This is a genomic window from Brevundimonas faecalis (genome assembly GCF_040549405.1).
Classification (GTDB): Bacteria; Pseudomonadota; Alphaproteobacteria; order Caulobacterales; family Caulobacteraceae; genus Brevundimonas; species Brevundimonas faecalis.
This window is the reverse complement of the sequence record NZ_JBEPTF010000004.1, coordinates 62,989-86,071: the sequence shown is the minus strand read 5'-3', so window position 1 is coordinate 86,071 and position 23,083 is coordinate 62,989. Positions and strand designations below refer to the sequence as shown.

The 23,083-nt window shown below is 68.4% G+C and carries 24 protein-coding genes and 1 pseudogene; 13 read left to right on the top strand and 12 right to left on the bottom strand.

Going from position 1 to position 23,083, the window contains the following annotated elements; genetic code table 11:
* Nucleotides 1-48 precede the first annotated feature (48 nt).
* Entirely contained in the window at nucleotides 49-984 is a 936-nt protein-coding gene (locus ABIE19_RS13745) for an ABC transporter ATP-binding protein (protein ID WP_354089781.1), read from the top strand.
* A complete protein-coding gene (locus tag ABIE19_RS13740) occupies nucleotides 981-1,718 on the top strand; it encodes an ABC transporter permease (RefSeq protein ID WP_354089780.1) in 738 nt (245 codons plus the stop codon). Before ABIE19_RS13745 ends, ABIE19_RS13740 begins: the two co-directional genes overlap by 4 nt.
* Nucleotides 1,719-1,782: 64 nt before the next feature.
* Here the strand turns inward: ABIE19_RS13740 and bfr are convergent, their stop codons facing one another.
* Nucleotides 1,783-2,283 (bottom strand): bacterioferritin, encoded by a 501-nt coding sequence (gene bfr / locus ABIE19_RS13735; protein WP_354089779.1) that lies wholly within the window; start codon nucleotides 2,281-2,283, stop codon nucleotides 1,783-1,785.
* 183 nt (nucleotides 2,284-2,466) lie between these two features.
* Nucleotides 2,467-2,652, bottom strand: coding sequence for a (2Fe-2S)-binding protein (locus tag ABIE19_RS13730; protein ID WP_354089778.1), 186 nt, complete (start codon nucleotides 2,650-2,652; stop codon nucleotides 2,467-2,469).
* Between the two features lie 121 nt (nucleotides 2,653-2,773).
* Between ABIE19_RS13730 and thiE the strand changes: the two genes are divergently transcribed.
* The 3 genes from thiE (at nucleotide 2,774) to ABIE19_RS13715 (ending at nucleotide 6,120) form a co-directional block, all read left to right on the top strand.
* Nucleotides 2,774-3,433 (top strand): thiamine phosphate synthase, encoded by a 660-nt coding sequence (thiE, locus tag ABIE19_RS13725; RefSeq protein ID WP_354089777.1) that lies wholly within the window; start codon nucleotides 2,774-2,776, stop codon nucleotides 3,431-3,433.
* A gap of 66 nt (nucleotides 3,434-3,499) precedes the next feature.
* Complete coding sequence (locus ABIE19_RS13720; RefSeq protein WP_354089776.1) at nucleotides 3,500-5,170, top strand: sensor histidine kinase; 1,671 nt, start codon at nucleotides 3,500-3,502, stop codon at nucleotides 5,168-5,170.
* Nucleotides 5,171-5,202: 32 nt separating this feature from the next.
* Nucleotides 5,203-6,120, top strand: a complete 918-nt coding sequence (locus ABIE19_RS13715) for a hypothetical protein (protein WP_354089775.1) — start codon at nucleotides 5,203-5,205, stop codon at nucleotides 6,118-6,120.
* Nucleotides 6,121-6,123: 3 nt separating this feature from the next.
* On the opposite strand, the gene ABIE19_RS13710 is transcribed toward ABIE19_RS13715, so the two are convergent.
* The 4 genes from ABIE19_RS13710 to ABIE19_RS13695 all read right to left on the bottom strand — a co-directional run bounded on the left by ABIE19_RS13710 (nucleotide 6,124) and on the right by ABIE19_RS13695 (nucleotide 9,365).
* A complete protein-coding gene (locus tag ABIE19_RS13710) occupies nucleotides 6,124-6,459 on the bottom strand; it encodes a VOC family protein (protein WP_354089774.1) in 336 nt (111 codons plus the stop codon).
* 233 nt (nucleotides 6,460-6,692) lie between these two features.
* On the bottom strand, nucleotides 6,693-7,190 hold the full coding sequence (gene eco / locus ABIE19_RS13705) for a serine protease inhibitor ecotin (RefSeq protein WP_354089773.1): 498 nt from the start codon (nucleotides 7,188-7,190) through the stop codon (nucleotides 6,693-6,695).
* Nucleotides 7,191-7,244: 54 nt separating this feature from the next.
* Nucleotides 7,245-8,435 (bottom strand): thiolase family protein, encoded by a 1,191-nt coding sequence (locus ABIE19_RS13700; RefSeq protein ID WP_354089772.1) that lies wholly within the window; start codon nucleotides 8,433-8,435, stop codon nucleotides 7,245-7,247.
* A gap of 72 nt (nucleotides 8,436-8,507) precedes the next feature.
* Nucleotides 8,508-9,365: an acyl-CoA thioesterase gene (locus ABIE19_RS13695; protein WP_354089771.1), complete on the bottom strand. Its 858-nt coding sequence runs from the start codon at nucleotides 9,363-9,365 to the stop codon at nucleotides 8,508-8,510.
* Nucleotides 9,366-9,546: 181 nt separating this feature from the next.
* Between ABIE19_RS13695 and ABIE19_RS13690 the strand changes: the two genes are divergently transcribed.
* On the top strand, nucleotides 9,547-10,038 hold the full coding sequence (locus ABIE19_RS13690; RefSeq protein WP_354089770.1) for a winged helix-turn-helix transcriptional regulator: 492 nt from the start codon (nucleotides 9,547-9,549) through the stop codon (nucleotides 10,036-10,038).
* A 53-nt stretch (nucleotides 10,039-10,091) separates the two neighbouring features.
* Nucleotides 10,092-10,340, top strand: a complete 249-nt coding sequence (locus ABIE19_RS13685; protein ID WP_354089769.1) for a hypothetical protein — start codon at nucleotides 10,092-10,094, stop codon at nucleotides 10,338-10,340.
* A 95-nt stretch (nucleotides 10,341-10,435) separates the two neighbouring features.
* Here the strand turns inward: ABIE19_RS13685 and ABIE19_RS17515 are convergent.
* Together ABIE19_RS17515 and ABIE19_RS13675 are read right to left on the bottom strand one after the other, a co-directional pair.
* A pseudogene (locus ABIE19_RS17515) lies at nucleotides 10,436-10,738 on the bottom strand (hypothetical protein).
* Nucleotides 10,739-10,830: 92 nt separating this feature from the next.
* A complete protein-coding gene (locus ABIE19_RS13675; protein ID WP_354089767.1) occupies nucleotides 10,831-12,282 on the bottom strand; it encodes a serine hydrolase in 1,452 nt (483 codons plus the stop codon).
* A gap of 229 nt (nucleotides 12,283-12,511) precedes the next feature.
* Between ABIE19_RS13675 and ABIE19_RS13670 the strand changes: the two genes are divergently transcribed.
* A complete protein-coding gene (locus ABIE19_RS13670) occupies nucleotides 12,512-12,826 on the top strand; it encodes a hypothetical protein (protein WP_354089766.1) in 315 nt (104 codons plus the stop codon).
* Between the two features lie 125 nt (nucleotides 12,827-12,951).
* On the opposite strand, the gene ABIE19_RS13665 is transcribed toward ABIE19_RS13670, so the two are convergent.
* The gene (locus ABIE19_RS13665; protein ID WP_354089765.1) at nucleotides 12,952-13,107 is read right to left on the bottom strand and encodes a hypothetical protein; all 156 of its coding nucleotides are present in this window, start codon (nucleotides 13,105-13,107) and stop codon (nucleotides 12,952-12,954) included.
* Nucleotides 13,108-13,467: 360 nt separating this feature from the next.
* Here ABIE19_RS13665 and ABIE19_RS13660 point away from each other — a divergent pair, with 360 nt between their 5' ends.
* Genes ABIE19_RS13660 through ABIE19_RS13650 form a run of 3 tightly spaced genes read left to right on the top strand, consistent with a single transcriptional unit; the run spans nucleotide 13,468 to nucleotide 17,130 of the window.
* The gene (locus ABIE19_RS13660; protein ID WP_354089764.1) at nucleotides 13,468-14,775 is read left to right on the top strand and encodes a S41 family peptidase; all 1,308 of its coding nucleotides are present in this window, start codon (nucleotides 13,468-13,470) and stop codon (nucleotides 14,773-14,775) included.
* Between the two features lie 16 nt (nucleotides 14,776-14,791).
* Nucleotides 14,792-15,247 (top strand): MarR family winged helix-turn-helix transcriptional regulator, encoded by a 456-nt coding sequence (locus ABIE19_RS13655; protein ID WP_354089763.1) that lies wholly within the window; start codon nucleotides 14,792-14,794, stop codon nucleotides 15,245-15,247.
* Nucleotides 15,248-15,300: 53 nt separating this feature from the next.
* Complete coding sequence (locus tag ABIE19_RS13650; RefSeq protein WP_354089762.1) at nucleotides 15,301-17,130, top strand: diguanylate cyclase; 1,830 nt, start codon at nucleotides 15,301-15,303, stop codon at nucleotides 17,128-17,130.
* Between the two features lie 4 nt (nucleotides 17,131-17,134).
* Here the strand turns inward: ABIE19_RS13650 and ABIE19_RS13645 are convergent, their stop codons facing one another.
* Both ABIE19_RS13645 and ABIE19_RS13640 read right to left on the bottom strand, forming a co-directional pair.
* Nucleotides 17,135-19,066 (bottom strand): S9 family peptidase, encoded by a 1,932-nt coding sequence (locus tag ABIE19_RS13645; protein ID WP_354089761.1) that lies wholly within the window; start codon nucleotides 19,064-19,066, stop codon nucleotides 17,135-17,137.
* 147 nt (nucleotides 19,067-19,213) lie between these two features.
* Nucleotides 19,214-20,431: an RtcB family protein gene (locus ABIE19_RS13640; protein WP_354089760.1), complete on the bottom strand. Its 1,218-nt coding sequence runs from the start codon at nucleotides 20,429-20,431 to the stop codon at nucleotides 19,214-19,216.
* A gap of 333 nt (nucleotides 20,432-20,764) precedes the next feature.
* Here ABIE19_RS13640 and ABIE19_RS13635 point away from each other — a divergent pair, with 333 nt between their 5' ends.
* Nucleotides 20,765-21,460, top strand: a complete 696-nt coding sequence (locus ABIE19_RS13635; RefSeq protein WP_354089759.1) for a helix-turn-helix transcriptional regulator — start codon at nucleotides 20,765-20,767, stop codon at nucleotides 21,458-21,460.
* Between the two features lie 65 nt (nucleotides 21,461-21,525).
* Nucleotides 21,526-21,891 carry a VOC family protein gene (locus ABIE19_RS13630; protein ID WP_354089758.1) on the top strand — a complete coding sequence of 122 codons (366 nt, stop codon included), beginning with the start codon at nucleotides 21,526-21,528 and terminating at the stop codon, nucleotides 21,889-21,891.
* A gap of 6 nt (nucleotides 21,892-21,897) precedes the next feature.
* Here ABIE19_RS13630 and mnmA read toward each other — a convergent pair whose 3' ends face one another.
* On the bottom strand, nucleotides 21,898-23,067 hold the full coding sequence (mnmA, locus tag ABIE19_RS13625; protein WP_376854905.1) for a tRNA 2-thiouridine(34) synthase MnmA: 1,170 nt from the start codon (nucleotides 23,065-23,067) through the stop codon (nucleotides 21,898-21,900).
* Between the last annotated feature and the right edge of the window lie 16 nt (nucleotides 23,068-23,083).

The following is a 23,083-nucleotide window of genomic DNA, read 5'->3' as shown; positions in this document are numbered from 1 at the left end:
GTGCTTCGCAACTTTATCTAAGACTTAAACGAAATGGAGGCTCCGGTCATGGCCGGAATGATAGAGACGCAAGGGCTGACGCGGCGCTTCGGCGCGCGGACGGCGGTGGAGGCGGTGTCGATGACCGTCCCGGATCAGGCCGTCTACGGCTTCCTGGGCCGCAACGGCGCGGGCAAGACGACGACGCTGAAGATGCTGCTGGGGCTGATCCGCCCGACCGCCGGAACGGCGCGGATCGACGGGATCGACGTCGCCCGCGACCGCATGGGCGCGGCGCGCAAGGTCGGGGCCCTGCTGGAGGCGCACGGTTTCTACGGCAATCTGACGGGGCGCGAGAACCTGGACCTCAGCCGTCGCCTGCTGGGTCTGCCGGTCTCCGAGATCGACCGCGTGCTGGCGGTGGTCGAGATGAAGGCCGACGCCGGGCGCCGGGTCGCGGGCTATTCCCTGGGCATGCGGCAGAGACTGGGTCTGGCGCGGGCCATGCTGGGCGCCCCGCCGGTCCTGCTGCTGGACGAACCGACCAACGGCCTGGACCCGGACGGCATCGTCGAGATGCGCCGCTTCCTGCGCGACCTGCCCGCCCGGACCGGCGCGACGGTCCTCCTGTCCAGCCACCTGCTGGGCGAGATCGAGCAGATCGCCGGCCATGTCGGCGTGATCCACCAGGGGCGGCTGGTGCTGGAAGGCGAGTTGTCGGCGCTGAAGGCGGCCGGGGCGCCCGAAATCCATCTGCGGGTGGACGACCCGGGCCGGGCGGCGGCGGTGCTGGCCGGATACGACCTGACCGTGACCCGGACCGACGAAGGCCTGACCGCGCGGCTGCGTCCGGGCCAGGACCATGACGCCGCGACCGCCCGCCTGAACCGCGCCCTGGTGGAGCAGGGCGTCGCCGTCTTCGCCGTCGTCGCGCGCGAGCATTCGCTGGAGACCCTGTACCGCCGGGTCACGGAAAACCCCCAACCCCTTTCGGAGGCCGCATGACGCCGCCTGTTCTCTCCGTCCTGTCCGTCGAGGTTCGCAAGCTGAACCGCTCCCTGGCCCTGCTGCTGGCCGCGGCGGCTCCCGGCCTGATCGCCGTCTTCGGCTTCTTCATGGTCCTGCGCGGCAAGGAGGCCTCGTCCTGGGACATGTGGATGACGAACGGGTCGGCGATCTGGGCCTTCTTCATGATGCCGATGAGCGTGACGGCCCTGACCGCCCTTGTCGCGCACATGGAGCACGGGCCCAGGTCCTGGGATCATCTGCGCGCCCTGCCGATCCCGCGCTGGGGCCTGTACGCGGCCAAGGCGGCCTGCGTGATCGCTCTGACGGCCCTGATGAACGCAGGCGTCCTGGCCCTGTCGTCGACCTCGGTCTGGCTGGCGGGGGTGATCAAGCCCGCCGTGGCGCCGACGGGCGTCTTCGACTTGGCGAACTACGCCCGGATCCTGGGCCTCATGCTCGTGGCCGGAACCCTGATGATCGCCATCCAGTTCTGGGTCGCCCTGCGTTTCGCCAGCTTCGTCCCCGCCCTGGCCGTGGGCATAGGCGGGACCTTCTTCGCCGTGGTGGCCACGGCGGCCAAGCAGGGCGTCTTCATGCCCTGGCAGATGCCGGTCAACATCCTGGCGACCGAGGCCTGGCGGATGCAGACGGCCCTGGGGCTGGGCGGCGGACTGGGCCTGGTCGTCCTGATCCTGGCCGTGGCCCATCTGGCGCGACGCGAGGTGCTCTAGGCCCAAGCAAAAGGGGCGGCCGACATCTCGACCGCCCCTTCATTCCATGACCTGCGTCCGGAGGTCAGCCGCCGGTGGCGGCGCCGTCCGTGACGATCTCCTTCATGGCCGACTGCAGATAGTTCTGCGCGCCCATCAGCTTGATCAGGCTGTGCTGGTTCTCGAGGAAGTCGATGTGCTCCTCGGTGTCGGCCAGGATCTTCATCAGCAGGTCGCGGCTGACGTAGTCGCGGGCTTCCTCGCACTGGGTGACGGCGGCGGCGGTGGCTGCGCGGCTGTCGATCTCCAGCTTCAGGTCGGCGCCCAGGCATTCGATCGGGTCTTCACCGACCTTCAGCTTGTGCAGGTCCTGCAGGTTGGGCAGGCCGTCGAGGAAGAGGATACGCTTGATCAGCATGTCGGCGTGCTTCATCTCGCCGATCGATTCTTCGTAGATGACGTTGCCGAGGTGGCTGAGACCCCAGCTTTCGAACATGCGGGCGTGCAGGAAGTACTGGTTCACCGCCGTCAGTTCATTGGTCAGAACCGCGTTCAGGGTGCGGATGATCGCCGGATCGCCCTTCATGGTCTTTCGCCTTTCATTCTCAAACGCGGAACGGACGCCCGAACGGCGTCCAGACTCGATCCGCAGCCTGTCGAAGAGGCTTTTAACACGGTCGGACGGCGTTTGATTATTTGCGAGTACTTATCACTGCATTGATAGTGCGAGTGATTTTCCTGTGCGGCGGGCGAAGGACGCGTGGTTCGCCTATTCGGCGGCCAGGGCGAAGGCGGCCTGGGTTTCCTGGATCATGTCGCGCATCTCGCACACGCACTTGGCGCACTGGGGCGAGCATTGGTTGGCGGCGAAGATGTCCTTGGGACGGGTCGCGCCGGCCTCGATGGCTTGGGCGACGTCACGCTGGCGAAGGCCGTTACAGTTACAGACGTACAAGGCGAGGCGGCCCCGGCGAAAACTGAGAATGGCTCGCTATAGCATTTATTAAGGCGAGTGCAAATCGTTCGCATGGGGATGCGACATTGACGCCCGGCGCGCGGACGGGCAGGGCGGGGGAATGGCTCGTCAACCCGTCCTTCCGCCCCGCCCGCCCTGCCAGCTCTACCTGATCACCCCGCCGGCGATCGAGGACCTGGACGCCTTCGCCGGCCTGCTGGAGCAGGCCCTGTCGGCGGGACCGGTCGCGGCCCTGCAGATTCGCCTGAAGGACGTCGGGGACGATGTCGTCCGCGCCGCCGTGGCGCGGCTGGCGCCCGTGGCGCAGGCCCACGGGACGGCGGTGATCCTGAACGACCGGCCCGACCTGGCCCGGGCGACCGGCTGCGACGGGGTTCATGTGGGTCAGGACGACGCCTCGGTCGCCGAGGCGCGGCGGATCATGGGGCCGGACGCCATGATCGGCGCCACCTGCCACGACAGCCGCCACCTGGCCATGGAGGCGTCCGAGGCGGGCGCCGACTATGTGGCCTTCGGCGCCTTCTTCCCGACGGACACCAAGGAAACCACGCACAGGCCCGACCTGATCGAACTGACCATCTGGCAGGAGACGATGGAGGTCCCCTGCGTCGCCATCGGCGGGATCACGGTCGACAACGCCGCCCAGGTCGCGGCGGCGGGGGCCGATTTCGTCGCCGTCAGCGCCGGAATCTGGAAGCATCCGGAAGGGCCGGGCGCGGCGGTGCGCGCTTTCGACGCGGCCCTGGCGAACGCCTTCTGACTTCAGAGGATATTTAGAAAAAGCCGGTCATCATGGGGGCGACAGTCGCGTAAGTCGGAACCCAACATGACCCTGAGCCGTGCGCTCGACAGGCCGGAAGACCATTCCGAAACCGCCTTGGCCGAAGGCGGGAGCACGGCGTCGAACGTCGCCTTCTTCCGGCAGCCCCTGGCGCCCATACTGACGGTGGTCGGGGTCACGGTCCTGGTGGTCCTGGCCATCGGCTTCGCGCGCACCAACGGCCTGATCGCCGCCCTGTGGGGCGCGGGCGGCCTGGCCATGGCGGTGTGGCTGCGCGGCGGGCGCGGCCTGGCCTACGACATGGGCTTCGGCGGCCTGATCGCCGTGGCGGTGCTGGCGGGCGAGTTCCTGGTCGGCAACGGCCCGGTCATGTCGGTGATGTTCACCGTGCTGAACCTGCTGGAGATCGTGCTGGCCGCGGTCCTGGCCCGGCGTTTCGTGCCGGGCTTGAGCGTCAACTCGGTCCAGGGCCTGACCCGCTTCCTCTCCGTCTGCGCCGTCGCCTCCCTGCCGTCGGCCGTGCTCAGCGCCTTCGCCGTGGACTCCCTGACCGGGGTCGACTTCATCGACAACCTGCGCATCTGGTGGTTCGGCCACGCCCTGGGCTTCGCCGTGATCGGAACCCTGGGCCTGGCGATCCGTCGTCGACATCTGGCCGTGTTCCGCCAGCCGGTCCGCCTGATCGAGGGGGCGGCTCTGCTGGGCCTGATCGGCGGAGCCTGTTACGCCATCTTCTCTCACCTCAGCCTGCCCTACGGCTTCCTGCTGATGCCGGTCCTGCTGACCATGGCGGTGCGGTTCCGCGTGGCGGGCATCGCCATCGCCCTGGCCCTGGTGACCATCATGGCCATCGGCGGGACCATGGCCGGACACGGCCCCTACCACAGCTTCGATTCCGAACATCGCGCCCTGCTGGCCCAACTCCTGGTCCTGCTGGGCTACATGCCCATCCTGATGGTGGCGGCCCTGCTGGAGGAGCGCGACCGCCTGGCCGACCGCGCCCGCGCGGGCCGCGAACGCGCCGAACGCGCCTCGGCCGCCAAGTCCCGCCTGCTGGCCAATGTGGCCCATGAGATCAAGAGCCCGGTCGGCGGGGTCATCGGCATCGGCGAACTCTGGGCCGGCGGCCACCTGGGTCCGACGACGGCCGAACAGGTCGACATGGCCCAGATGCTGGTCAAGACCGCGCGCCAGGTCGAAACCCTGGCCCATGACCTGCTGGACGTGGCCCGCGCCGAGGCCGGTGCGGTCAAGGTCGACCTGCGCCCGACCGACGTGGCGGGTCTTCTGGAAGACGTCCGCCGCAGCCTGCTGCTGAACCCCGAGGCCAAGGGCGTGGCCATAGAGGTGGTGATCGAGGAGGACGGCCTGATCGCCCTGGCGGACTCCGACCGCCTGGCCCAGGTGGTCGGCAACCTGGCGGGCAATGCGGTCAAGTACGGCGGCGCCGGCGGCAAGGTCCGCCTGCGCGCGGCCTGGGCCGACGCCCGGGTCCGCATCGAGGTCATCGACAAGGGGCCCGGCCTGTCGCTGGAGAAGCAGGCCCAGCTGTTCGAACCCTTCAACCGCCTGGGGCTGGAGCGGTCGAGCATAGAGGGGCACGGCATCGGCCTGGCCCTGGCCAAGCGCCTGACCGAGCTTCAGGGCGGCGAGATCGGCGTGATCTCGGCGCCGGGCCAGGGCGCGACCTTCTGGGTCGAACTGACGGCGGCTTGACCTGCCGGGGGCGGGCGCCCAAGGTTTCAGGCATGAAGACGATGCTGATCGCCGCCGCCCTCCTGACCGCCGCTCCGCTCGCGGTCCAGGCCCAGACACCCGGCCAAACCTCGGCTCAGGGTCGCGCCTCGCCGACCGCCGAGGAACTGACGCGGATGCTGAACGGCGCTCCGCCCGCGCCCGCCCGGCCCGCGACCGCCGCACAGGCCCCGACCGCCGCCCCCGCGCCGACGCGCCCCGCCGCCGTGACCCCGGCCCAGCCTCAGAGCCGGACCCCGGCGCCCGCCGCGACCTCGCCGCGCCCGACCGCAACGCCCGCGCCCGCCGCCCGTCCTCAAACCCAGGCTCAGCCTCCGGCGGCGGCGCGCCCGGCTCCGGCTGCTCCCGTTACCGCGCCCGTTACTGCGCCCCGACCCCAGACGCCGCCTGCCCAGGCTCCGGCTGTTCAGACGCCCGCCGTCCGCGCCCCCGCGACCCCGGCTCCTCGTCCTCAGCCCGCTCCCACGCCGCGTCCCCAGACCGCGCCGGCTCCGACGACGCCCGCGCCGACCGCTTCCGCCGCTCCGGCCCCGGCTCCGGCCGCGCCTGCGGCCCTCAGCGCCGCGGCCCGCGCGGCCCTGCCGTTCACCGTGGACCTGCCCGCGGGCTTCCAGCTGTTCGAGAGCCGCGCGGCGCCGGGCTCGCACGTCTATTCGGCGCGCAAGGCGGGCAAGACCTATCTGATGATCTATGTCGGGCCGTCGTCGCAGTTCCCCATCTATGACGGAGAACAGGTCACGGCGGCGGGCCGGGTCTCGGTCGTCGTGACCGAGGGAACCCGCCGCATCGCCATGGAACACCTGTTCCAGCAGTCCCGCGATCCGGCCGAGATCCACGTCTGGCTGATGGGCCTGGACGGCGCCGACCGCGACGAGGCCGAACGCATCGCCCAGACCCTGGACCCGAAGTAGGACCTATTTCTCCGACCAGACGGCCAGGTCGTTGCCAGACGGGTCGCGGAAGTGGAAGCGGCGCCCGCCGGGGAAGTCGAAGATGGCGTGGGTGATGTCTCCGCCCGCCGCCTCGACCTTGGCCTGCATGGCCTCCAGGTCGTGGGCGTAGAGGACGGGCAGGGGCTTGGGCGTCATGGCGTCCGGGGTGAAGCCGCCGTCCAGCCCCTCGCTGAAGGCCGCATAGGCGGGGCCGTAGTCCTGGAAGCTCCAGCCGAAGGCCTGGGCGTAGAAGGCCTTGTGCGCGGCCAGGTCCGTCGCCGGCAGTTCGAGATAGTCCAGCTTGCCGTCTTCGCGCATGGCGACTCTCCTGAAAGAAATGGAGGCGGACGCTTGCACGAAGGCCGACTCTGCGCAAACCTGCAAATGGTTCGCAAATGCAGGAGTCGTCCCATGATCGTCCTGAGCGCCGGATGCGGCTCCCTGGCTGCGCTTATGCGCCGGGAAACCAAGGCCGAGACGCGGCCTGAAACGACAAGGGCGCCGGTCGAAACCGACCGACGCCCCCGCCTCATGTCCATGAACGGCTCGGATCAGCGCGCCGTCTGGGTCTCGCCCGCGCGCCAGACGCGATAACGCACCTCGACGTCCGACGGGGCGTAGACCACCACCGGCAGGCGCGAGTTGTAGCGGATCAGCGGCTGCTCCTGCGTGGTCACGAAGGCCTGGCGCTCCGACCCGGGCGGGCAGGCCATCAGGGTGCTGGCCGCGTTCCCCAGCGCGGGCAGGACGTAATAGTCATAACCCCAGCCCTCGGCCGTGCGGGTCTCCAGGCGACCGCCGAAGAACTGGCGGTTGCAGTCGACCGTCTGGGTCTTGCCCAGGATCAGCTCGACCTTCAGCGCGTCTTCGTCCGACCGGCTGGGCAGGTTGACGACATGCCGGGCCTGGCCCGCCGTGGCGGCGGGGAAGGCCTTCAGGGCGTCGGCCTGCTCCGAGGAGGGGGCGGTTTCAGTCATGGCTTGAGCCGTCGCGCAGGCCGACAGGGTCAGGGCGGCGACGCCCGCGAAAAGGATGGAGGGGAGTTTCAAGGGGGAGGGTCTCCACGATCTAGAGAAAGCGTGACCGTGGAGAACGCAGACCGGTCAGACCAGTTCCACCGCCATGGCCACGGCCTCGCCGCCGCCGATGCACAGCGACGCCACGCCCTTCTTCCCGCCGCGCGCCTGCAGCGCCGCCAGCAGGGTGGACAGGATGCGCGCGCCCGAGGCGCCGATGGGGTGGCCCAGGGCCGTGGCGCCGCCGTTGACGTTCAGCCTGGCGCGGTCGATGCCCAGTTCCTGTTGGGCGATCATGGCGACGACGGCGAAGGCCTCGTTGACCTCCCACAGGTCCACGTCCTCGACCGACCAGCCGGCCTTCTTCAGGGCCTTCTGCATGGCCGGGACGGGGGCGGTGGTGAACAGGCCCGGCTCATGGGCGTGGGCGGCGTGGCTGACCACACGGGCGACGATCGGCAGGCCCAGGGCCTTGGCCGTGCTCTCGCGCGTCATGACCACGGCGGCGGCGCCGTCGGAGATGGAACTGGCGTTGGCGGCGGTGATGGCGCCGTCCTTGGTGAAGGCGGGGCGCAGGGTCGGGATCTTGGCCGCGTCGGCCTTGCCGGGCTGCTCGTCCTCGCTGACCGTGACCGGGCCCTTGCGGGTGGCGACCTCGACCGGAACGATCTCGGCCTTGAAGGCGCCCGAGGCGATGGCGTTCTTGGCGCGGGTCAGGCTCTCGATGGCGTACTCGTCCATCTGTTCGCGGGTGAACTGGTACTGGGCCGCCGCGTCCTCGGCGAAGACGCCCATGGCCTTGCCGGGGGAGTATGCGTCTTCCAGGCCGTCCATCATCATGCTGTCGACGATGACGTCGTGGCCGATGCGGGCGCCGCCGCGGTGCTTGTTCATCAGATAGGGGGCGCCGGTCATCGACTCCATGCCGCCCGCGACGATGACCTCGGCCGTGCCGGCCAGCAGGGCGTCATGGGCCATCATGGCCGACTGCAGGCCCGAACCGCACATCTTGTTCACCGTCGTCGCCTCGACATGCTTGCTCAGGCCCGCGCCGATGGCCGCCTGACGCGCCGGGGCCTGGCCCAGGCCGGCGGGCAGGACGCAGCCCATGAAGATCTGCTCGACCTTCTCAGGGGCGACGCCGGCGCGCTCGACGGCCGCCTTGACGGCGGCGGCGCCCAGGTCGGTCGCCTTGACCGTGGACAGGGCGCCCTGGAAACCGCCCATCGGGGTGCGGGCGAAGGAGCAGATGACGACGGGATCGGCAGCGGCGGTCATGACAGGCGTTTCCGTGGATGAATCGTTTGATGGGGGATTAGGGGAGGCGAAGGCCCGCTGGCAAGCGGCGCCTCACAGCAGCTTGCGGCGTTGGCGGGCCAGGGCCAGGGGGCGGCCGTCCGCGCCCCAGGCGATCGCCTCGTCCATCGACCAGCCCAGGCCGTGGTCCAGCAGCCGGTATTCGAAGAAGGCCCAGCCGTCGGGCGCCGTCTCCGGCGTCGGATCGGCCAGGATGTCGTAGCGCAGGTCCACCGTCGTCATCATCGGCGGCGCCTTGAAGGCCGTCCAGGCGGGCGGATAGAGGGCGTCCAGCAGATAGGCCAGCCGCAGCTCGTCCAGCGGCGCCCCGTCCCGGGTCCGCATCCACACCCGCTCCACGACCGGCTTGCCCTCGTTGCCGCCCAGGATGTTCGGCCCTCCGTCGAAGCGATAGTCGACATGCTGCGAGAAGCGCGGGGCCAGCGGCCCGCTGATGCCCGGCGCGTCCTTCAGGCTTTCCAGCGACGGCGGCGGGGCCGACAGCGGGCTCAGCGGCTGGGCGGTCTCGGCGTCGGCGCCGTATGTGGCGGCGGCGTGGTGGGTCAGGCGCGACCCCTGACCGGCCTCGACCACGGCGTAGGCGACGTTGCGCCCGCCGCGCAGCAACCGGGGACGGAAATGGATCGGCTGGCCGTACTTGGCGGCGGCCAGGTACTGGACGCTGAGGCTGCGCAAAGGCGCCTTGATCTCCAGCCCCTGCCGCATGGCCCCGGCGCACAGGGCCGCCAGCAGGCCGCCGAAGGGAAAGCCCGCTTCGGGCGGGGCGCTGATCGGGCCGTTGGAGAATTCGCCGGACAGATGGGCCGACAGGCCCTCGTCAGAGGGCGTCAGGGTCAGGGCGTCATGCAGGGGGCGGGGCAGGGGATGAGGCAGGGGGGCGGCTTCGGTCATCGGTTCACTTGAACGGCGGTCGAAAGAGGCGGGCGGAAACTGACGCGTCCCCGCCCGCAAGTCGAGGAATGCAGAAACCGGAGGAGGGGAGCCGCCAGTTCGTTGCGAAAGAAAACTGACAAACTGCGTGGCGATTGGCAACCCACTTGTCAAAAGCCTGACGCGGGGTCACTTTCATTTTATGGGACGCACCGCCGACTATAGCCGCCAGAGCTGCTCGATCGCCGCCACGCTGGAGGTGATCGGCGACCCCTGGACCCTGCTGGTCATCCGCGACGCCTTCAACGGCGTGCGCCGGTTCGAACAGTGGCAGGACCGGCTGGGCGTGGCCCGCAACGTCCTGGCGGCGCGGCTGAAATCCCTGGTGCAGCACGGCGTCCTGGAGCCCCAGCTCTATTCCGAGCGCCCGCCGCGCAAGGAGTACGTCCTGACCGCCAAGGGCAAGGACCTGTACGGCGTCCTCGTCACCCTGCACGCCTGGGGCGAGAAGCACGTCTACGGCGACGCCGACAGCGGCATCTCCATGGTCCACAAGACCTGCGGCCACGACCTCAAACCCCGCATCGCCTGCGGCCATTGCAACGAGATCGTCAAACCCCGCGACATCGCCCTGACCTGGGCAGAAAACCGCCCGACCGTGGGCGACGTCATGCCGAAGGACGAGGCGGCCTAAGGGCTGTCGGAAGGCAGGCCTATATGGAAGCTCTCCTACATATCGCAGGAATAATGGCTGGGGTTGCCTTGCTGCTGTGGCTTCCTCTGACCTTTTTCGTCGGACTTCTCTTGTTTTCCGAGCTTAAGGCAGAAGAGAGGAGGGCTTGGTATTGGGCGTTCCCGATTTTCATTAAACGAGATCAGCTCGCCCCGCATGGCGTTAAGTTGCTAAGCCTCTACCGCTTCCTCGTGTTCGGCTTCCTCGTTATTTGGTCGGTAGGCATGATTTGGGGGCTGGTCTCCCAACGAGCCGCTTCATGAAATCTGCAATGGGTCGATTTCGGTCCTGAGCCTTGGCGCTGAAAGCGGACATTGGCCGTCAGGCCGGAAACCGGCCGCGGTCGACTAAAGGGTGACTAGGGGACGGATCGCCAGTCGATGACGGGCTCCCGCTTGCGTTCGTAGAATTTCTTTTTCTCGGTAAGGCCGTAGAAAAGCGTGCCGTGGATGCCCACGACCTTCTTTTTGTCGACCTGCCGTTCCTAGATGCGCGCCATAATGGCGGTTGCAGTCTCGGATTTGGCTCGACGAAAGAAGTCTTCCGAAAATTCTATGTCTTGACCCTTGCCGGGAAAGATCGCGGAGAACTCCTCGTCCGTGGCCGCGAAGATTGAATAGCTGGCGTTGATTGCACCATCTATCACCTGGATGTTTTTCATATTCAGCATGGCCTCCGGCGAACCCGTCTACCTTGGCCGCGCATTCGAATCCAACACCTGCAACGGGCGGCTTCGATCTTTTGGCCGCCTCGTCACTTCTCGGCGCCGAGCCTCTTCAACTGTTCCGCAGCATTGAGGTTCGCCGGATCGAGCACGAACGATTGGCGGTAGTTTTCGATGGCGCGAAGCCTGTCGCCGGAACGGGCGTAGACCTCGCCCAGGCTGTCGTAGGCGTTGCTGCTTTCCGGGTAGAGGGCGACGATGAGCTTCATCAAGGTCAGGGCCTCGGCGATCTTGCCGCCGGACAGCAGGCGATAGCCCCAGCTGTTCAGTTCGCTCTCGGGCAGAGCGGCCAGGCCGTCCCGCGCCGCCAGTTCCCGCGCGATCGGCTCGGCCCGATCGAAGCCTTCCGCTTCCAGCCGCTCGCGCAGGGCGGTGGTTCCGCTCAGCGTCATGCCGGGAATGAAGCGGGCGGCGAGGGGATCGGCCATCTCTTCAGGATAGGCGCCGGCCAGATTGCTCAGGACGATCACCGCCACGCGGTCCTTCTGGTAGACGAAGAAGGCGGAACGACCGCCGCCCATCATCCCGACGGAGGGATGGTCTGCACGCTTGGCGATCACCCAGCCGTTGGCCCATTCCCCTGTCCGGCCGTCGTTGAAGCGCCCCGGCGCCCAGAGCGCGTCCAGCGTCGCCGGATCAAGAATCTCGCCGGCCTGAAGCGCGATCAGCCAGCGCGCCAGATCGGTCGCCGTGCTGTTGAGGCCGGCGGCGCTGCGGGTATAGGGCGGGAAGAGTTCGTGCACGTTCTGAAGGCGGGCCGGGGCGTCGCCGGCGGGGCTGCTGAAGCGATAGCTGTCGGCCTTGCCTGGAACGACGTCGAGCGAGTCCCCGAAGCCGGACCGGCTCATGCCCAGCGCTGCAAACACATCCGCGCCCACGACCGCCTCGAAGTCGCGGCCGCGCGCCCGCTCGATGATCCATTGCAGCAGGACGTAGTTGGTCTGGTTGTAGGAGAAGCGTTCGCCCGGAACGGATCGCAGCGGCAGGTCGGCGAGGGCGGCGAGGGCGCCGGGCCTGTCCTGTCCCACATAGCCGCCGCCCGGCGTGAGGATGTCCGGCAGGCCCGACATATGCGTCAGCAGTTGGCGCACCGTGATCGGACGCCAGGCGTCGGGCAGGTCCGGAAGATAGGTGGAGACCGGCGCATCAAGGCTGACCTCGCCGCGCTGGACCAGCTTCATGATCTCGACCCCGGTAAAGGTCTTGGTCGCCGAATTGATCGAGAAGACGGTGTCCTCGGTCACTGGAACAGGGGTCTGCAGATTGGCCGCGCCATAGGCGCCGGAGTGGACGATGCGTCCATCCTTCACGACCGCGACCTGCATCCCCGGGATCGAACGAAGCTCCATCTGGCGCCGAACCCAGGCGTCAAGTTCAGCGGCGGTCGAGGACTGCGTCATCGACCTGGCCAGGACGTGGACCGGCGCGCCGATCAGCCCGACTGCGATCGTTACGGCGAGGACAAGGCGGTGCAACGACATGGCGGCTCCGATCAAGAGAGCCGCCAATGATCATCTTGCCTTCCCCGTCGCCAGTGAAGCTTTGGTAATCCGCAGGTTAGGGGCGCCGCTGTCTGGGGGCCGGACTCTCGAGACGTCGGGAAGGCAGGGAGAGCGGACTGTCGGCTACGGGTGGATTGCCGATCCGGAATGCGGATGCGAGACTTAGCCAATGAATGCTTCATCAGATTCAGCCTTGGCGGCAGTTCAGATGATCTTCCTGGCCGGGTTCTTCTTTTGGTGGGTCTACCTGGCAGGCCTCGGACTCGGCATCGTCGCCTTGGTGCACGCGATCAGGCTCCGCCGAGTTGCGGCTTTCACGATAGGATTGCAGTTCGCGCCGCTGATGGCGTTGTTGATCCTGTTCGCACTGGCTTTCGTCGGTCTGGCGGTGGGCCAAGCCATTCATGCGTTCTTCGCGAATACCATTGCAGTTACCGGTCTTCTGGCTGGACCAGTCGCCACCGTCTGGCTGATCTTCGCGATGGTCACATCGCGCGCCGCGAATGCCAGCGCGGGCCCGTAGCGTCCAATGTCCGCAACGGGTCGATTTCGGGCCTGAGCCTCGGCGCCGAAAACGGACCTTGGCGCTCGGGGTGGAAAGCGGTTGGGGGCGAGGGCGGCCGAGGGGAGGGCGACGGCCCTCTCGGGCTAAGCCTCGTTTCGATTTTCGGCCTTCGCCAAGAGGACCTTTGTCGTCGCCCAGGTCAGCGGCAGGCCGACAACCACCATGAGGCCGAGCAGGCCGAACTGACCGCCCCATTCCGGCGGAAAACGGTCTCGGAACAGCCAGAAGGTCACGATCAATCCCAGCCCCAGCGTGGTCGCATTGGATTTCGGAACGACGAGCGCCGTCTTGCATCGCGAACATGGAAACGGCTTGCCGAGGTTCCATTGCGTCCGCCCCAGGGGGCACGGTCTTCGCACAGCTTGGGCATGTGGGGCCTAATCGCATCGTGTCCTCAAGGCGGGTGAACGATGAGATATAACGGCAGGGCGCTCGCGGACAATGCGGGCCGCGCTGGCGGGCCGTCGCGTTTCGCGGAACCGCCGCCTGGCTGAATCTCGACCGCACCCGCCTGATTTCCAACGAAAAGCGCGTCATGGCGTTTGACAGGCCTATTTGTACAACATATTGCGCAATATATTGTACAAATAGGAGCGGCGATGTTTTCTCGGACCTTCATCTCCCTGTTGGCGGCCGCTGTCCTGGCGCCGGGATCGGTATTCGCCCAGGCGGCGGACCTCAAGATGCTGGATCAGCAGGCGCAGCGAGAGGTCGTCTCTCGCCTCGAGGCGACGCTGCAGCGAAACTACGTCTTCCCGGATCGCATTCCCGCCATATCGGCGGAGCTGGGCCGGCAGGTCCGGTCCGAACCGGTCGACGCCGACCAGTTCGCGGACAGCCTTTCGCGAGGCATGATGAAGGCGAGCCGGGACTTGCACTTCTCGGTGGCCTTCGACCCTGACGAGGTCGCCGCCAGCCGTCAGGCCAAGGCGAGCGGAGACGCGACGACCCAGGCGCGGCGCGACGTCGAACGCGCGGCCAACTTCGGTTTCCGCGACGCGCGGCGGCTGGACGGGGGGCTGGCCTACATCCGCTTCGACTTCTTCGCCGACCCCCAGTACGCCCAGGACGCGGCGGCGGGGGCCATGCGCTTCACCGAGGGCGCCAAGGGGATCATCTTCGACCTTCGCTACAACAACGGCGGCGTCCTGGAGATGGCGCAACTGCTGATGAGCTACCTGTATCCGGCCGGCAAGGAACAGGAGTTCTTCGACTACAACTACACCGAGGACGGCAAGAGGGTGGCGCGGGGGCAATGGAACCTGGCCGCCGTGCCGGGCCAGAGGTCAGGCGATGTTCCCGTCGTGGTCCTGACCGGATCGACCTCCTTCTCGGCCGCCGAGTGGATGGCCTTCTCGCTGCAGCGGCTGGGCCGTGCGACCGTGATCGGCGAACAGACCGCCGGCGGCGCCCATCCGGTCACCCGCGTGCCGGTCGACGACCGGTTCATGCTCCAGGTGCCGATCGGCCAGATCAGGGACCCGATCAAGGGACAGGATTTCGAGGGCGTCGGCGTGACGCCCGATCTGGCCGTGCCGGCCTCCGGCGCCCTGCTGGCGGCGCAGAAATTCCTGTTGCAGAGCCGGGCCGAGGCCGGCGACGCGGAGGCCGCATGGTCCCTGGTCCCAGTGGAGTTCGCCATCGCCGGCCAGGTCCCGAGCGCCGCGGACCTGGATGAGGCGGCCGGCGCCTATGAGAGGCGGACCCTGGTCCGCACCCCGACCGGCCTCGCCTATCACTGGCGCGATCGCTTCGTTCTCGCGCTTGATCCGATCGGGAAGGATCTGTTTGCAGTTCAGGGATCGGATGACTACCGGTTCCGGCTGGTGCGCGCGAACGGCGCCGTCACGGGACTGGAGCGCGTCGACAAGTCTGGCGAGACGACCGTCTATCGCCGCCTGAATTGAGGGAGCCGTCGGGCGAATGATCGAGTTGAACCGCACCTTCCTGGGCCGTCTCAGCGAGCAGTTGAGCGAACTGATCGAGCAGCAGTCGGCCGAGGTCTTCAAGCGCGCCGGCCTGGTCATTCCGGTCAAGTCCTCATCCCTGATGGGGGCCATCGCCCTGCTCGGCCCGGTCTCGGTCGCCGATCTGGGGCGGGCGCTGGACCGGTCGCACCAGCTGATCCAGCAGAAGATCCCGAAGCTGGCGACCCTGGGCCTGATCGTCCGTCAGCCCGACCCCCAGGACCAGCGCGTGATCCTGATCGCGATCACGGACAAGGGACGCGAGCAACTGGCCCTGCTCGACAGCCTCGATGGAGAGTTCGAGCGCGCCTACGCCGAGATGGAGCAGGACGCCGGTCCCGTGTTCGACGGGATCAAACAGGCCATCCGGTCCCTGCAGGCGCGGCCCTTGGTCGAGCGGATGGAAATCTGAACGGCCCGAGGCCATTCAGTTTCCGTCAACTCTCCGCCGTTAACTTTTGGGCCATGTTCCTGTCCCTGACGTCCAGGATCGCCGCCGTGGGCGCCCTGGTGGTGATCGCTTTGCTGGCCCTGGTCGCGTCCCTCGTCGACGCCTCGCGGCAGAGTCGCGAGAGCTTCCGCTGGGTGACGCACTCCGCCCAGGTGATCGAGGCCATGGAAGAGACCATGGCGGGGTTGCGGGACGCGGAATCCGGCCAGCGCGGCTATGTCCTGACGCGCGATCCCGGCTACGCCCAGTCCTTTGACCGTCGGGTCGCGGACTCGCTGCACGCCTTCTCGGACCTGGTCGAGCTGACCAAGGACAACCCTGCCCAGAAGGCGCGCGTCCAGGCCTTCGGCGGCCTGTTGTCGGAACGGACGGAACTGCTGCGTCAGCCGCTGGACCTGGCGCGCCAGGGCCGCTTCGACGAGGCTGAGGCCGCCATCGCCGGCGGGCGCGGACTGGATTCCATGGGCCAGGTCCTGTTGGCGTCGCAGGAGTTCCTCAGCGAGGAGCGTCGGTTGCAGGCCGAACGGATCGAGGCGGCCGAGCGACGCCTGGAGTGGGGCAAGCGGCTGGCCCTGATCGGCGGGCCGTTGATCGCCCTGTTCTCGCTGTCGGTCTCGGTCATGGTCATTCGCGGCATCCGGCGCCCCGTGCGGGTCATCACCCGCGCCATGACCAGCCTGGGCGCGGGCGATCTGGATCAGCGCATCACCGACCGCATGGGGTCTCGCGAGTTCAACCGCCTGGCTCAGGGCTATAACCAGATGGCGGATCGGGTGGCGGCGGCCTCCAGCGATCAGAGGCGCAGCGAGCATGAACTGAAACAGGTTCATCACGAACTTCTGTCCAGCAGTCAGGTCCTGCGTGAACGAGGCGAGGTGATCGAACTGCTGGGCGGCATGGCCCACCGGATGCAGGCGGCCCGCACCGAGGCCGAGCTGGCCCAGGTCATTCACGCCTTCGTGCCGCGCGTCCTGCCGGGCCTGCCGGGCGTGCTCTACGCCTACAACAACTCGCGCAACCTGCTGGTCCCGATCTCGACCTGGGGCGAGCATGGGGGCGACGGCGACGCCTTCGGGCCGGATCAGTGCTGGGCCCTGCGTCGCGGCCAGAGCCACTTTGTCGGGGAGCCGGGGGCGGACATCGTCTGCGACCACGTTGGCGACAAGGATCACGCCTATCACTGCGAACCCCTGCTGGCCTCGGGCGAGGTCATCGGCGTCCTGCATCTGGACGGGGTGCTGGACGTCGAGAGCGGCTTCCGCATCAAGGTCCTGGTCGAGAACATCGCCTCGGCCATGGTCAATCATCAGCTGCAGCGCGACCTGAAGGAACAGACGATCCGCGACCCGCTGACCGGCCTGTTCAACCGTCGCTACATGGAAGAAGCCCTGGCGCTGGAGGTGGCGCGATCCGCCCGGTCGGGCAGCCCCCTGTGCGTGGTCATGTGCGACGTGGACCACTTCAAGCGCTTCAACGACGAGTTCGGCCACGACGCCGGCGACCTGGTGCTGCAGGCCGTCGCCGCCGAACTGGGCCACCGCTTCCGCGACGGCGACATCGTCTGCCGCTACGGCGGCGAGGAGTTCACCGTCATCGCCCCCGGCACGACGCCGGAAGCCCTGCTGCAGCGGATCGAGGCGGTGCGTCAGGCCATCGCCGGCATCTCCCTGCGTCAGCGCAATCAGGCCCTGGGCAGCACCAGCATGTCCTTCGGCGTCGCCAGCTGGCGGCCGGGCATGGACCGCGAGGGCCACGCCGCCCTGCAGGCGGCCGACGCGGCCCTCTATCGCGCCAAGAAGGAAGGCCGCAACCGGGCCGTCCTTCATGTCGAGGAAGCGGCCTGACGCCTCAGTCCGCCTTGCGCACGTAGCGGTTCAGGAAGGCCAGATAGGCTTCCTGGGCGGTGACGCGGTTGGCGCGGCGCTGGAAGCCGTGGCCCTCGTCGGGGAAGACGACGTATTCGACCGGCACATTGTTGGCGCGGACCTTCTCGACCAGTTCGTCGCTCTCGACCTGCAGCACGCGCGGGTCGTTGGCGCCCTGGACGACCAGCAGGGGGCGACGGATCTTCTCTGCGTGGAACAGGGGCGAGATGGCGCGGTGGCGCTCCGCGTCCACGGCCGGGTCGCCCATCTCGTCGAACAGGGCCACGCGCTGCGCGCCCCACCAGGCGGGAATGGACTGCAGGGTCCGCACCCAGTTGGTCACGCCGAAGATGTCGATGCCGGCCTCGAACTTCTCGGGATGGAAGGCCAGGGCCGCCGCCGTGATGTAGCCGCCGTAGGAGCCGCCCATGACCGCCACCTGATCGTCGGCCACCCAGTCCTGGGCGCGCAGCCAGTCGCCGCCGGCGACGATGTCGCGCAGGTCGGCCTCGCCGTGCTTCTTGTCGTCCATGTGGAAGAAGGTCTTGCCGTAGCCGGACGAGCCCCGGTTGTTGGCGCCCAGCACCGCATAGCCGTGATTGACCAGGTGCTGGACCATGGCGGAATAGCCGCGCCGCGTCTGGCCGCCCGGCCCGCCGTGGACCAGGACGACCGCCGGGGCCGGATGGGCCGCCGAGGCGCCCTTGGGCCGATAGAGGACGGCCGGGACCATCACCCCGCCTTCGCCCGGATAACGGACGATGGTCGCCTCGACCAGGTCGCTTTCCTTGATGGCCGGGTTCAGGGCGTGGGTCAGGCGGCGCGCCTGTCCGGTCGCCAGGTCGGCGACGAAGATGTCGGCGGGCGAGGTGTCGGACACGACGGTGAAGGCGGCCAGGCCTGCGCCGGGGTCGAAGCGGACGCCGGTGATGTCGCCCTGGGGCAGGCCGGTCAGGCGCACCGGCGCGCGGGTCTGCGCGTCCTCGATGGTCAGCTCGGTCGAGGCGTCGGCGTTGACCGCCGTCACGCGGTATCGACCATTGGGCGAATAGGAGACGTACATGACGTCCCAGTCGGCCTGGGTCGTCCGATTGTGGGCCTTGTTGGCGATGTCATAGGCGTAGGCCTGGGCGAACTCGCCGTCCTGATTGCTGGTGTAGATCAGGGTTGCGCCGAACGGGCCGAAGCCGCTGACCTCATAGGCGACGTCGCCGGTATGCGGGGTGATCAGATAGGGCTCGCCGCCCGCCTGCAGGTCGGCCAGATAGATGTCGGAGTCGGCGCTGGTGTGCGACTTGGTCAGGGCGACCAGGCGTCCGTCGCCGGAGACGGCGGCCACGTCCATGCCGGGGTTCTGGAAGATCAGCTTCCGCTCATAGGTCGCGGCGTCATAGGCGTAGAGGTCGAAGACCTGCGCGTCGCGCTCGTTGCTGGTCAGCCAGAAGGTCTTGCCGTCGTCGCTGAAGCCGACGAAGCCGGCCTTGAGCTTGTCGCCCGGCGTCAGGTCGCGCAGCGTCCCGTCCGTCTCGCGCACATAGACGTGGGTCAGTTCGTTGCCGCCCTGGTCCGCCGCCACCAGGACGCGGCGACCGTCGGGGAAATAGCTCTGGGCGATGGTGGCGTTGGTCGTCGAGGCGGTCAGCGGCACGGGCTCGCCGCCTGCGACGGGCAGGGCGTAGGCGTTGAACACCCCCGTCTTGTCCGACGAGATCAGGACGTGGCTGCGTCCTTCGGAAAAGGCCAGGCCGTCCGGGTTGGCCATCGAGAAGCTGGTCGTCTCGAAGAACTGGGCGGCGGTGTAGGGCGTGACGGCGACCGATGCTGCCGGCGCTGGCGCGGCCGCTTCAGTCGCGGCGAGAGCCGGAACGGCGGCGACGAGCGCCAGGACGGAAACCATGCAGGCGAAGGAGCGCATTCGGGGCCTCTTGAGATGCGTGATGACCTAGGGAGGCTGAAGCATGGCCGTATGGATGCGGCCTGTCTCGAAATTAATGAGCGTCGTTACGCCGCGTCGGGCGCGAAACGACGAAAGCCGGCCGCGTTTGTGCGCGACCGGCTCCCGTCATCCCTTGACGCACACCACCTGACGCAGGGTGTGGACGACCTCGATCAAGTCGGCCTGGGCGGCGATGACGGCGTCGATGTCCTTGTAGGCCATCGGCGTTTCATCGATCACCGCGGCGTCCTTGCGGCACTCCACGCCCTGGGTCGCACGGGCGTGATCCTCCAGGGTGAAGCGGCGCTTGGCCTCGGTCCGGCTCATGGCCCGGCCCGCGCCGTGCGAGCAGGTGCAGAAGCTGTCCGCATTGCCCTTGCCGCGCACGATGAAGGACTTGGCCCCCATCGATCCGGGGATGATGCCCAGCTCGCCGTCCCTGGCCGACACCGCGCCCTTGCGGGTCAGGTAGACCTCCTGGCCGAAGTGCTTCTCCTTCGAGACGTAGTTGTGGTGGCAGTTCACCGCCTCCTTCGTCGTCGTCAGATCGGGCCAGATCGCCTTCAGCACCCCCAGCACCTGCTCCATCATCACCTCGCGGTTGGCGCGGGCGTACTTCTGCGCCCAGGACACCGCGCGGACGTAGTCGACGAAGCCGTCCGTCCCCTCGGGGAAGTAGGCCAGGTCCTGGTCCGGCAGGTTCAGATGCCAGCGCCGCGCCTCATGCTTGGCCCGCTCGATGAAGTAGGTCCCGAAGCGGTTGCCCACCCCGCGCGAGCCGGAGTGCAGCATGACCCAGACGTCGCCCGCCTCGTCGAGGCACAGCTCGATGAAGTGGTTGCCCGTGCCCAGGGTGCCCAGGTGGCCGTAGCCGCGCGGGTGCCCCGCCTTGGGGTGGCGCTCGATCACGGCGTCATAGCCCGCCTTCAGTTCCGCCCAGCGGGTCGCGGCGGCGGCCGGGGGCTCCGACTGCCAGGCGCCCTTGTCGTTGCGGCCGCCGTTGTCCGTGCGGCCGTGCGGAACCGCCGCCTCGATGGCGGAGCGAACGCCCGACAGGTCGTCGGGCAGGTGTTCGGCCCGGATCGAGGTCCGCACCGCCATCATGCCGCAGCCGATGTCCACGCCCACGGCGGCGGGGATGATCGCCTTCAGCGTCGGGATCACCGAACCCACCGTCGCGCCCATGCCCCAGTGCACGTCGGGCATCACCGCCACGTGCTTGTGGATGAAGGGCAGGGAGGCCACGTTCTTCAGCTGTTGCAGCGCCGCATCCTCGATGGGCACGCCCCGGGTCCACGCCTTGATCGGCGCGCCCGGACTTTCGATCACGTCATAGCCAGGCATGGCCGACGTCTCCTTTTCTGTCTGTCTTCGATCCTTCCGGACCGGCGCGAAAAGGGACCCGCGAATGCAAGAAACCCCTCCGGCCGGAAGCGGGAGGGGTTTCTGGAAATCCGAAGTCGATGGACCGACGTTCCTTCCCTAGGCCTCTCCCACGCGCGCGCCTTCGCCCTGGACCGACAAGCGGTCTCGGGTCTTCGGTGCGTTCATGGCGATGGCGTGGGTGAACATGGGTTTCTCGTTTTCGGAGCGGGGCGGATACACCCTCCGTCGTCGCCGCGCCAGTCCAAAAAGGATGCTGCCGCTTTATGGCGGCGAGTCTGCTAGGACGGCGGGGTGGCGCGATCCGAACGACTTCTTGACCTGTTGAACGTCCTGCGACGGCATCGCCGGCCGGTGAGCGGCCGCGCCCTGGCCGAGGAGATGGGGATCTCCCTGCGCACCCTGTACCGCGACATCGCCAGCCTGCAGGCCCAGGGGGCGGTGATCGAGGGCGAGCCGGGCGTGGGCTATGTGATGAAGCCGGGCTTCATGCTGCCGCCCCTGATGTTCACGCCGGAGGAGATCGAGGCCCTGGCCCTGGGATCGCGCTGGGTGGCGGAACGGGCTGACGCCCGGCTTCGCGACGCGGCCCTGAACGCCCAGGCGCGGATCGCGGCCGTCCTGCCGCCCGACCTGCGCGAGGAGATGGAGGCCTCGGCCCTGCTGATCGGGCCGGGAGCGCCCATCCCGGCCGACGCCGTCGACCCGGCCCTGCTGCGCAAGGCGATCCGCGTCGAGCGCAAGCTGAGGCTCAACTATCGCGACGAGGCGGGGGCGGCCTCCGACCGGGTGGTCTGGCCCTTCGCCCTGGCCTTCTTCGACCGGGTGCGGCTGCTGCTGGGCTGGTGCGAGCTGAGACAGGATTTCCGCAGCTTCCGCACTGACCGCATCCTGGAGGCCGAGGTGCTGGAGGTTCGCTATCCGACCCGCAAGGCGGCCCTGCTGAAGACCTGGCGGGAAATGTGCGACGAGCGCGGCCCGCCGAGATGATGCTGACGGAAACTGGCAGCAGTCCGGTCTAGGTTCCCCTTCTGTTCAGACGGATGGAGGGCCTCATGATCGATATCGACGACATTTCCCGGGCGAACGTCTCCGAGGCCGACATTCCGCTGAGCGTGGCCGATCCCGACGCCAGCGCCCGCTTCTACGCCGGGCTGCTGGGCCGTCGGCCGGTGCGGGCGGGGCCGGATCACGCCGTCTTCCTGCTGGCGCCGGGCCGGACGCTGAGCCTGTGGCGCGGCCGGGGCGCGACCCAGGTGGACCTGCGCATGCCGGCGCCCGCCGCCGTGGACGAACTGCACATCGACTGGTGGGACCGGGGCGCGCGCATCCTGCTGCCGCCCATGGACATGGACTGCGGCCACGGCTTCGTGGCGGGCGACCCGGACGGCAACCAGCTGCGGGTCTATGCGGCGGCCTGAGCGGGCCTAGACGGCGACGGCGGCGGTCGAGCGGATGAAGCCGCCGCCCAGAACGCGCTCGTCGTCGGCTGGGTCGTAGAGGACGCAGGCCTGGCCGGGCGCGACGCCTTCCTCGCCCTGATCGAAGATCACCTGAACGGCCTCATTTGCGAAAACCAAGCGGGCCGGCGAGGGCTGGCGGGTCGAGCGGACGCGGGCCAGGACCGGGACGCCGTCGCGGGCGGCCTCCTCGATCGTGGCCTGATCGCCCAGCCAGTTGGTTTCCTCCAGCGTCAGCGAGGCGGTCAGCAGGGCCTCGCGCGGGCCGACCACGACCTGGCGCTGGTCCGGGTCCAGCCGGGTCACGAACAGGGGCTCGCCCACGGCGACGTTCAGGCCCCGGCGCTGGCCGATGGTGTAGTCGGTGATGCCCGAGTGGCGGCCCAGCACCCGGCCGTCCATGTGGACGATGTCGCCGGCCTCGCGCCCCTGGGGCCGCAGGCGGTCGATCAGGGTGCGATAGTCGCCGGTCGGCACGAAACAGATGTCCTGGCTGTCCGGCTTGGCCGCGATGCGCAGGCCCAGGGAGGCGGCGACGCCCCGCACCTGGGGCTTCTCCAGGTCGGCCAGGGGGAAGCGCAGATAGTCTAGCTGCTCCTGCGTCGTGGCGAACAGGAAGTAGGACTGGTCGCGTGAATGGTCGATCGCCTTGCGCATCTGCGAGCGGTTGCCGACGGGCGAGCGGCGGACGTAGTGGCCGGTGGCCATGGCCTCGGCGCCCAGGTCGCGGGCGACATCCAGCAGGTCGCGGAACTTCACCGTCTGGTTGCAGCGGATGCAGGGAACCGGCGTCTGGCCCTTCAGATAGGAGTCGGCGAACTGGTCGATCACCGCGTCCTTGAACCGGCTTTCGTAGTCCAGGACGTAGTGGGGAATGCCGATGGTCTCGGCCGCCAGGCGGGCGTCGTGGATGTCCTGACCCGCGCAGCAGGCGCCCTTCTTCTTCAGCGCCGCGCCGTGGTCGTAGAGCTGCAGCGTCACGCCCACGACGTCATAGCCCGCCTTGTGCAGCAGGGCGGCGACGACGGTGGAATCCACCCCGCCCGACATGGCGGCGACCACGCGGGCGCCGACCGGCAGGCCGACGGCCTGTCGCGCGCTCTCGATCGCGGCTTCCATGTCGGCCGGAGACGACATAGGGGCGATATCGGGA

Bases quoted from the DNA above. Each gene is read 5' to 3' on its own strand.
- ABIE19_RS13745 (WP_354089781.1), top strand. From the start codon at position 49: ATGGCCGGAATGATAGAGACGCAAGGGCTGACGCGGCGCTTCGGCGCG.
- ABIE19_RS13740 (WP_354089780.1), top strand. From the start codon at position 981: ATGACGCCGCCTGTTCTCTCCGTCCTGTCCGTCGAGGTTCGCAAGCTG.
- bfr (WP_354089779.1), bottom strand. From the start codon at position 2,283: ATGAAGGGCGATCCGGCGATCATCCGCACCCTGAACGCGGTTCTGACC.
- thiE (WP_354089777.1), top strand. From the start codon at position 2,774: ATGGCTCGTCAACCCGTCCTTCCGCCCCGCCCGCCCTGCCAGCTCTAC.
- ABIE19_RS13720 (WP_354089776.1), top strand. From the start codon at position 3,500: ATGACCCTGAGCCGTGCGCTCGACAGGCCGGAAGACCATTCCGAAACC.
- ABIE19_RS13715 (WP_354089775.1), top strand. From the start codon at position 5,203: ATGAAGACGATGCTGATCGCCGCCGCCCTCCTGACCGCCGCTCCGCTC.
- ABIE19_RS13710 (WP_354089774.1), bottom strand. From the start codon at position 6,459: ATGCGCGAAGACGGCAAGCTGGACTATCTCGAACTGCCGGCGACGGAC.
- ABIE19_RS13700 (WP_354089772.1), bottom strand. From the start codon at position 8,435: ATGACCGCCGCTGCCGATCCCGTCGTCATCTGCTCCTTCGCCCGCACC.
- ABIE19_RS13695 (WP_354089771.1), bottom strand. From the start codon at position 9,365: ATGACCGAAGCCGCCCCCCTGCCTCATCCCCTGCCCCGCCCCCTGCAT.
- ABIE19_RS13690 (WP_354089770.1), top strand. From the start codon at position 9,547: ATGGGACGCACCGCCGACTATAGCCGCCAGAGCTGCTCGATCGCCGCC.
- ABIE19_RS13685 (WP_354089769.1), top strand. From the start codon at position 10,092: ATGGCTGGGGTTGCCTTGCTGCTGTGGCTTCCTCTGACCTTTTTCGTC.
- ABIE19_RS13675 (WP_354089767.1), bottom strand. From the start codon at position 12,282: ATGTCGTTGCACCGCCTTGTCCTCGCCGTAACGATCGCAGTCGGGCTG.
- ABIE19_RS13670 (WP_354089766.1), top strand. From the start codon at position 12,512: ATGATCTTCCTGGCCGGGTTCTTCTTTTGGTGGGTCTACCTGGCAGGC.
- ABIE19_RS13660 (WP_354089764.1), top strand. From the start codon at position 13,468: ATGTTTTCTCGGACCTTCATCTCCCTGTTGGCGGCCGCTGTCCTGGCG.
- ABIE19_RS13655 (WP_354089763.1), top strand. From the start codon at position 14,792: ATGATCGAGTTGAACCGCACCTTCCTGGGCCGTCTCAGCGAGCAGTTG.
- ABIE19_RS13650 (WP_354089762.1), top strand. From the start codon at position 15,301: ATGTTCCTGTCCCTGACGTCCAGGATCGCCGCCGTGGGCGCCCTGGTG.
- ABIE19_RS13645 (WP_354089761.1), bottom strand. From the start codon at position 19,066: ATGCGCTCCTTCGCCTGCATGGTTTCCGTCCTGGCGCTCGTCGCCGCC.
- ABIE19_RS13640 (WP_354089760.1), bottom strand. From the start codon at position 20,431: ATGCCTGGCTATGACGTGATCGAAAGTCCGGGCGCGCCGATCAAGGCG.
- ABIE19_RS13630 (WP_354089758.1), top strand. From the start codon at position 21,526: ATGATCGATATCGACGACATTTCCCGGGCGAACGTCTCCGAGGCCGAC.
- mnmA (WP_376854905.1), bottom strand. From the start codon at position 23,067: ATGTCGTCTCCGGCCGACATGGAAGCCGCGATCGAGAGCGCGCGACAG.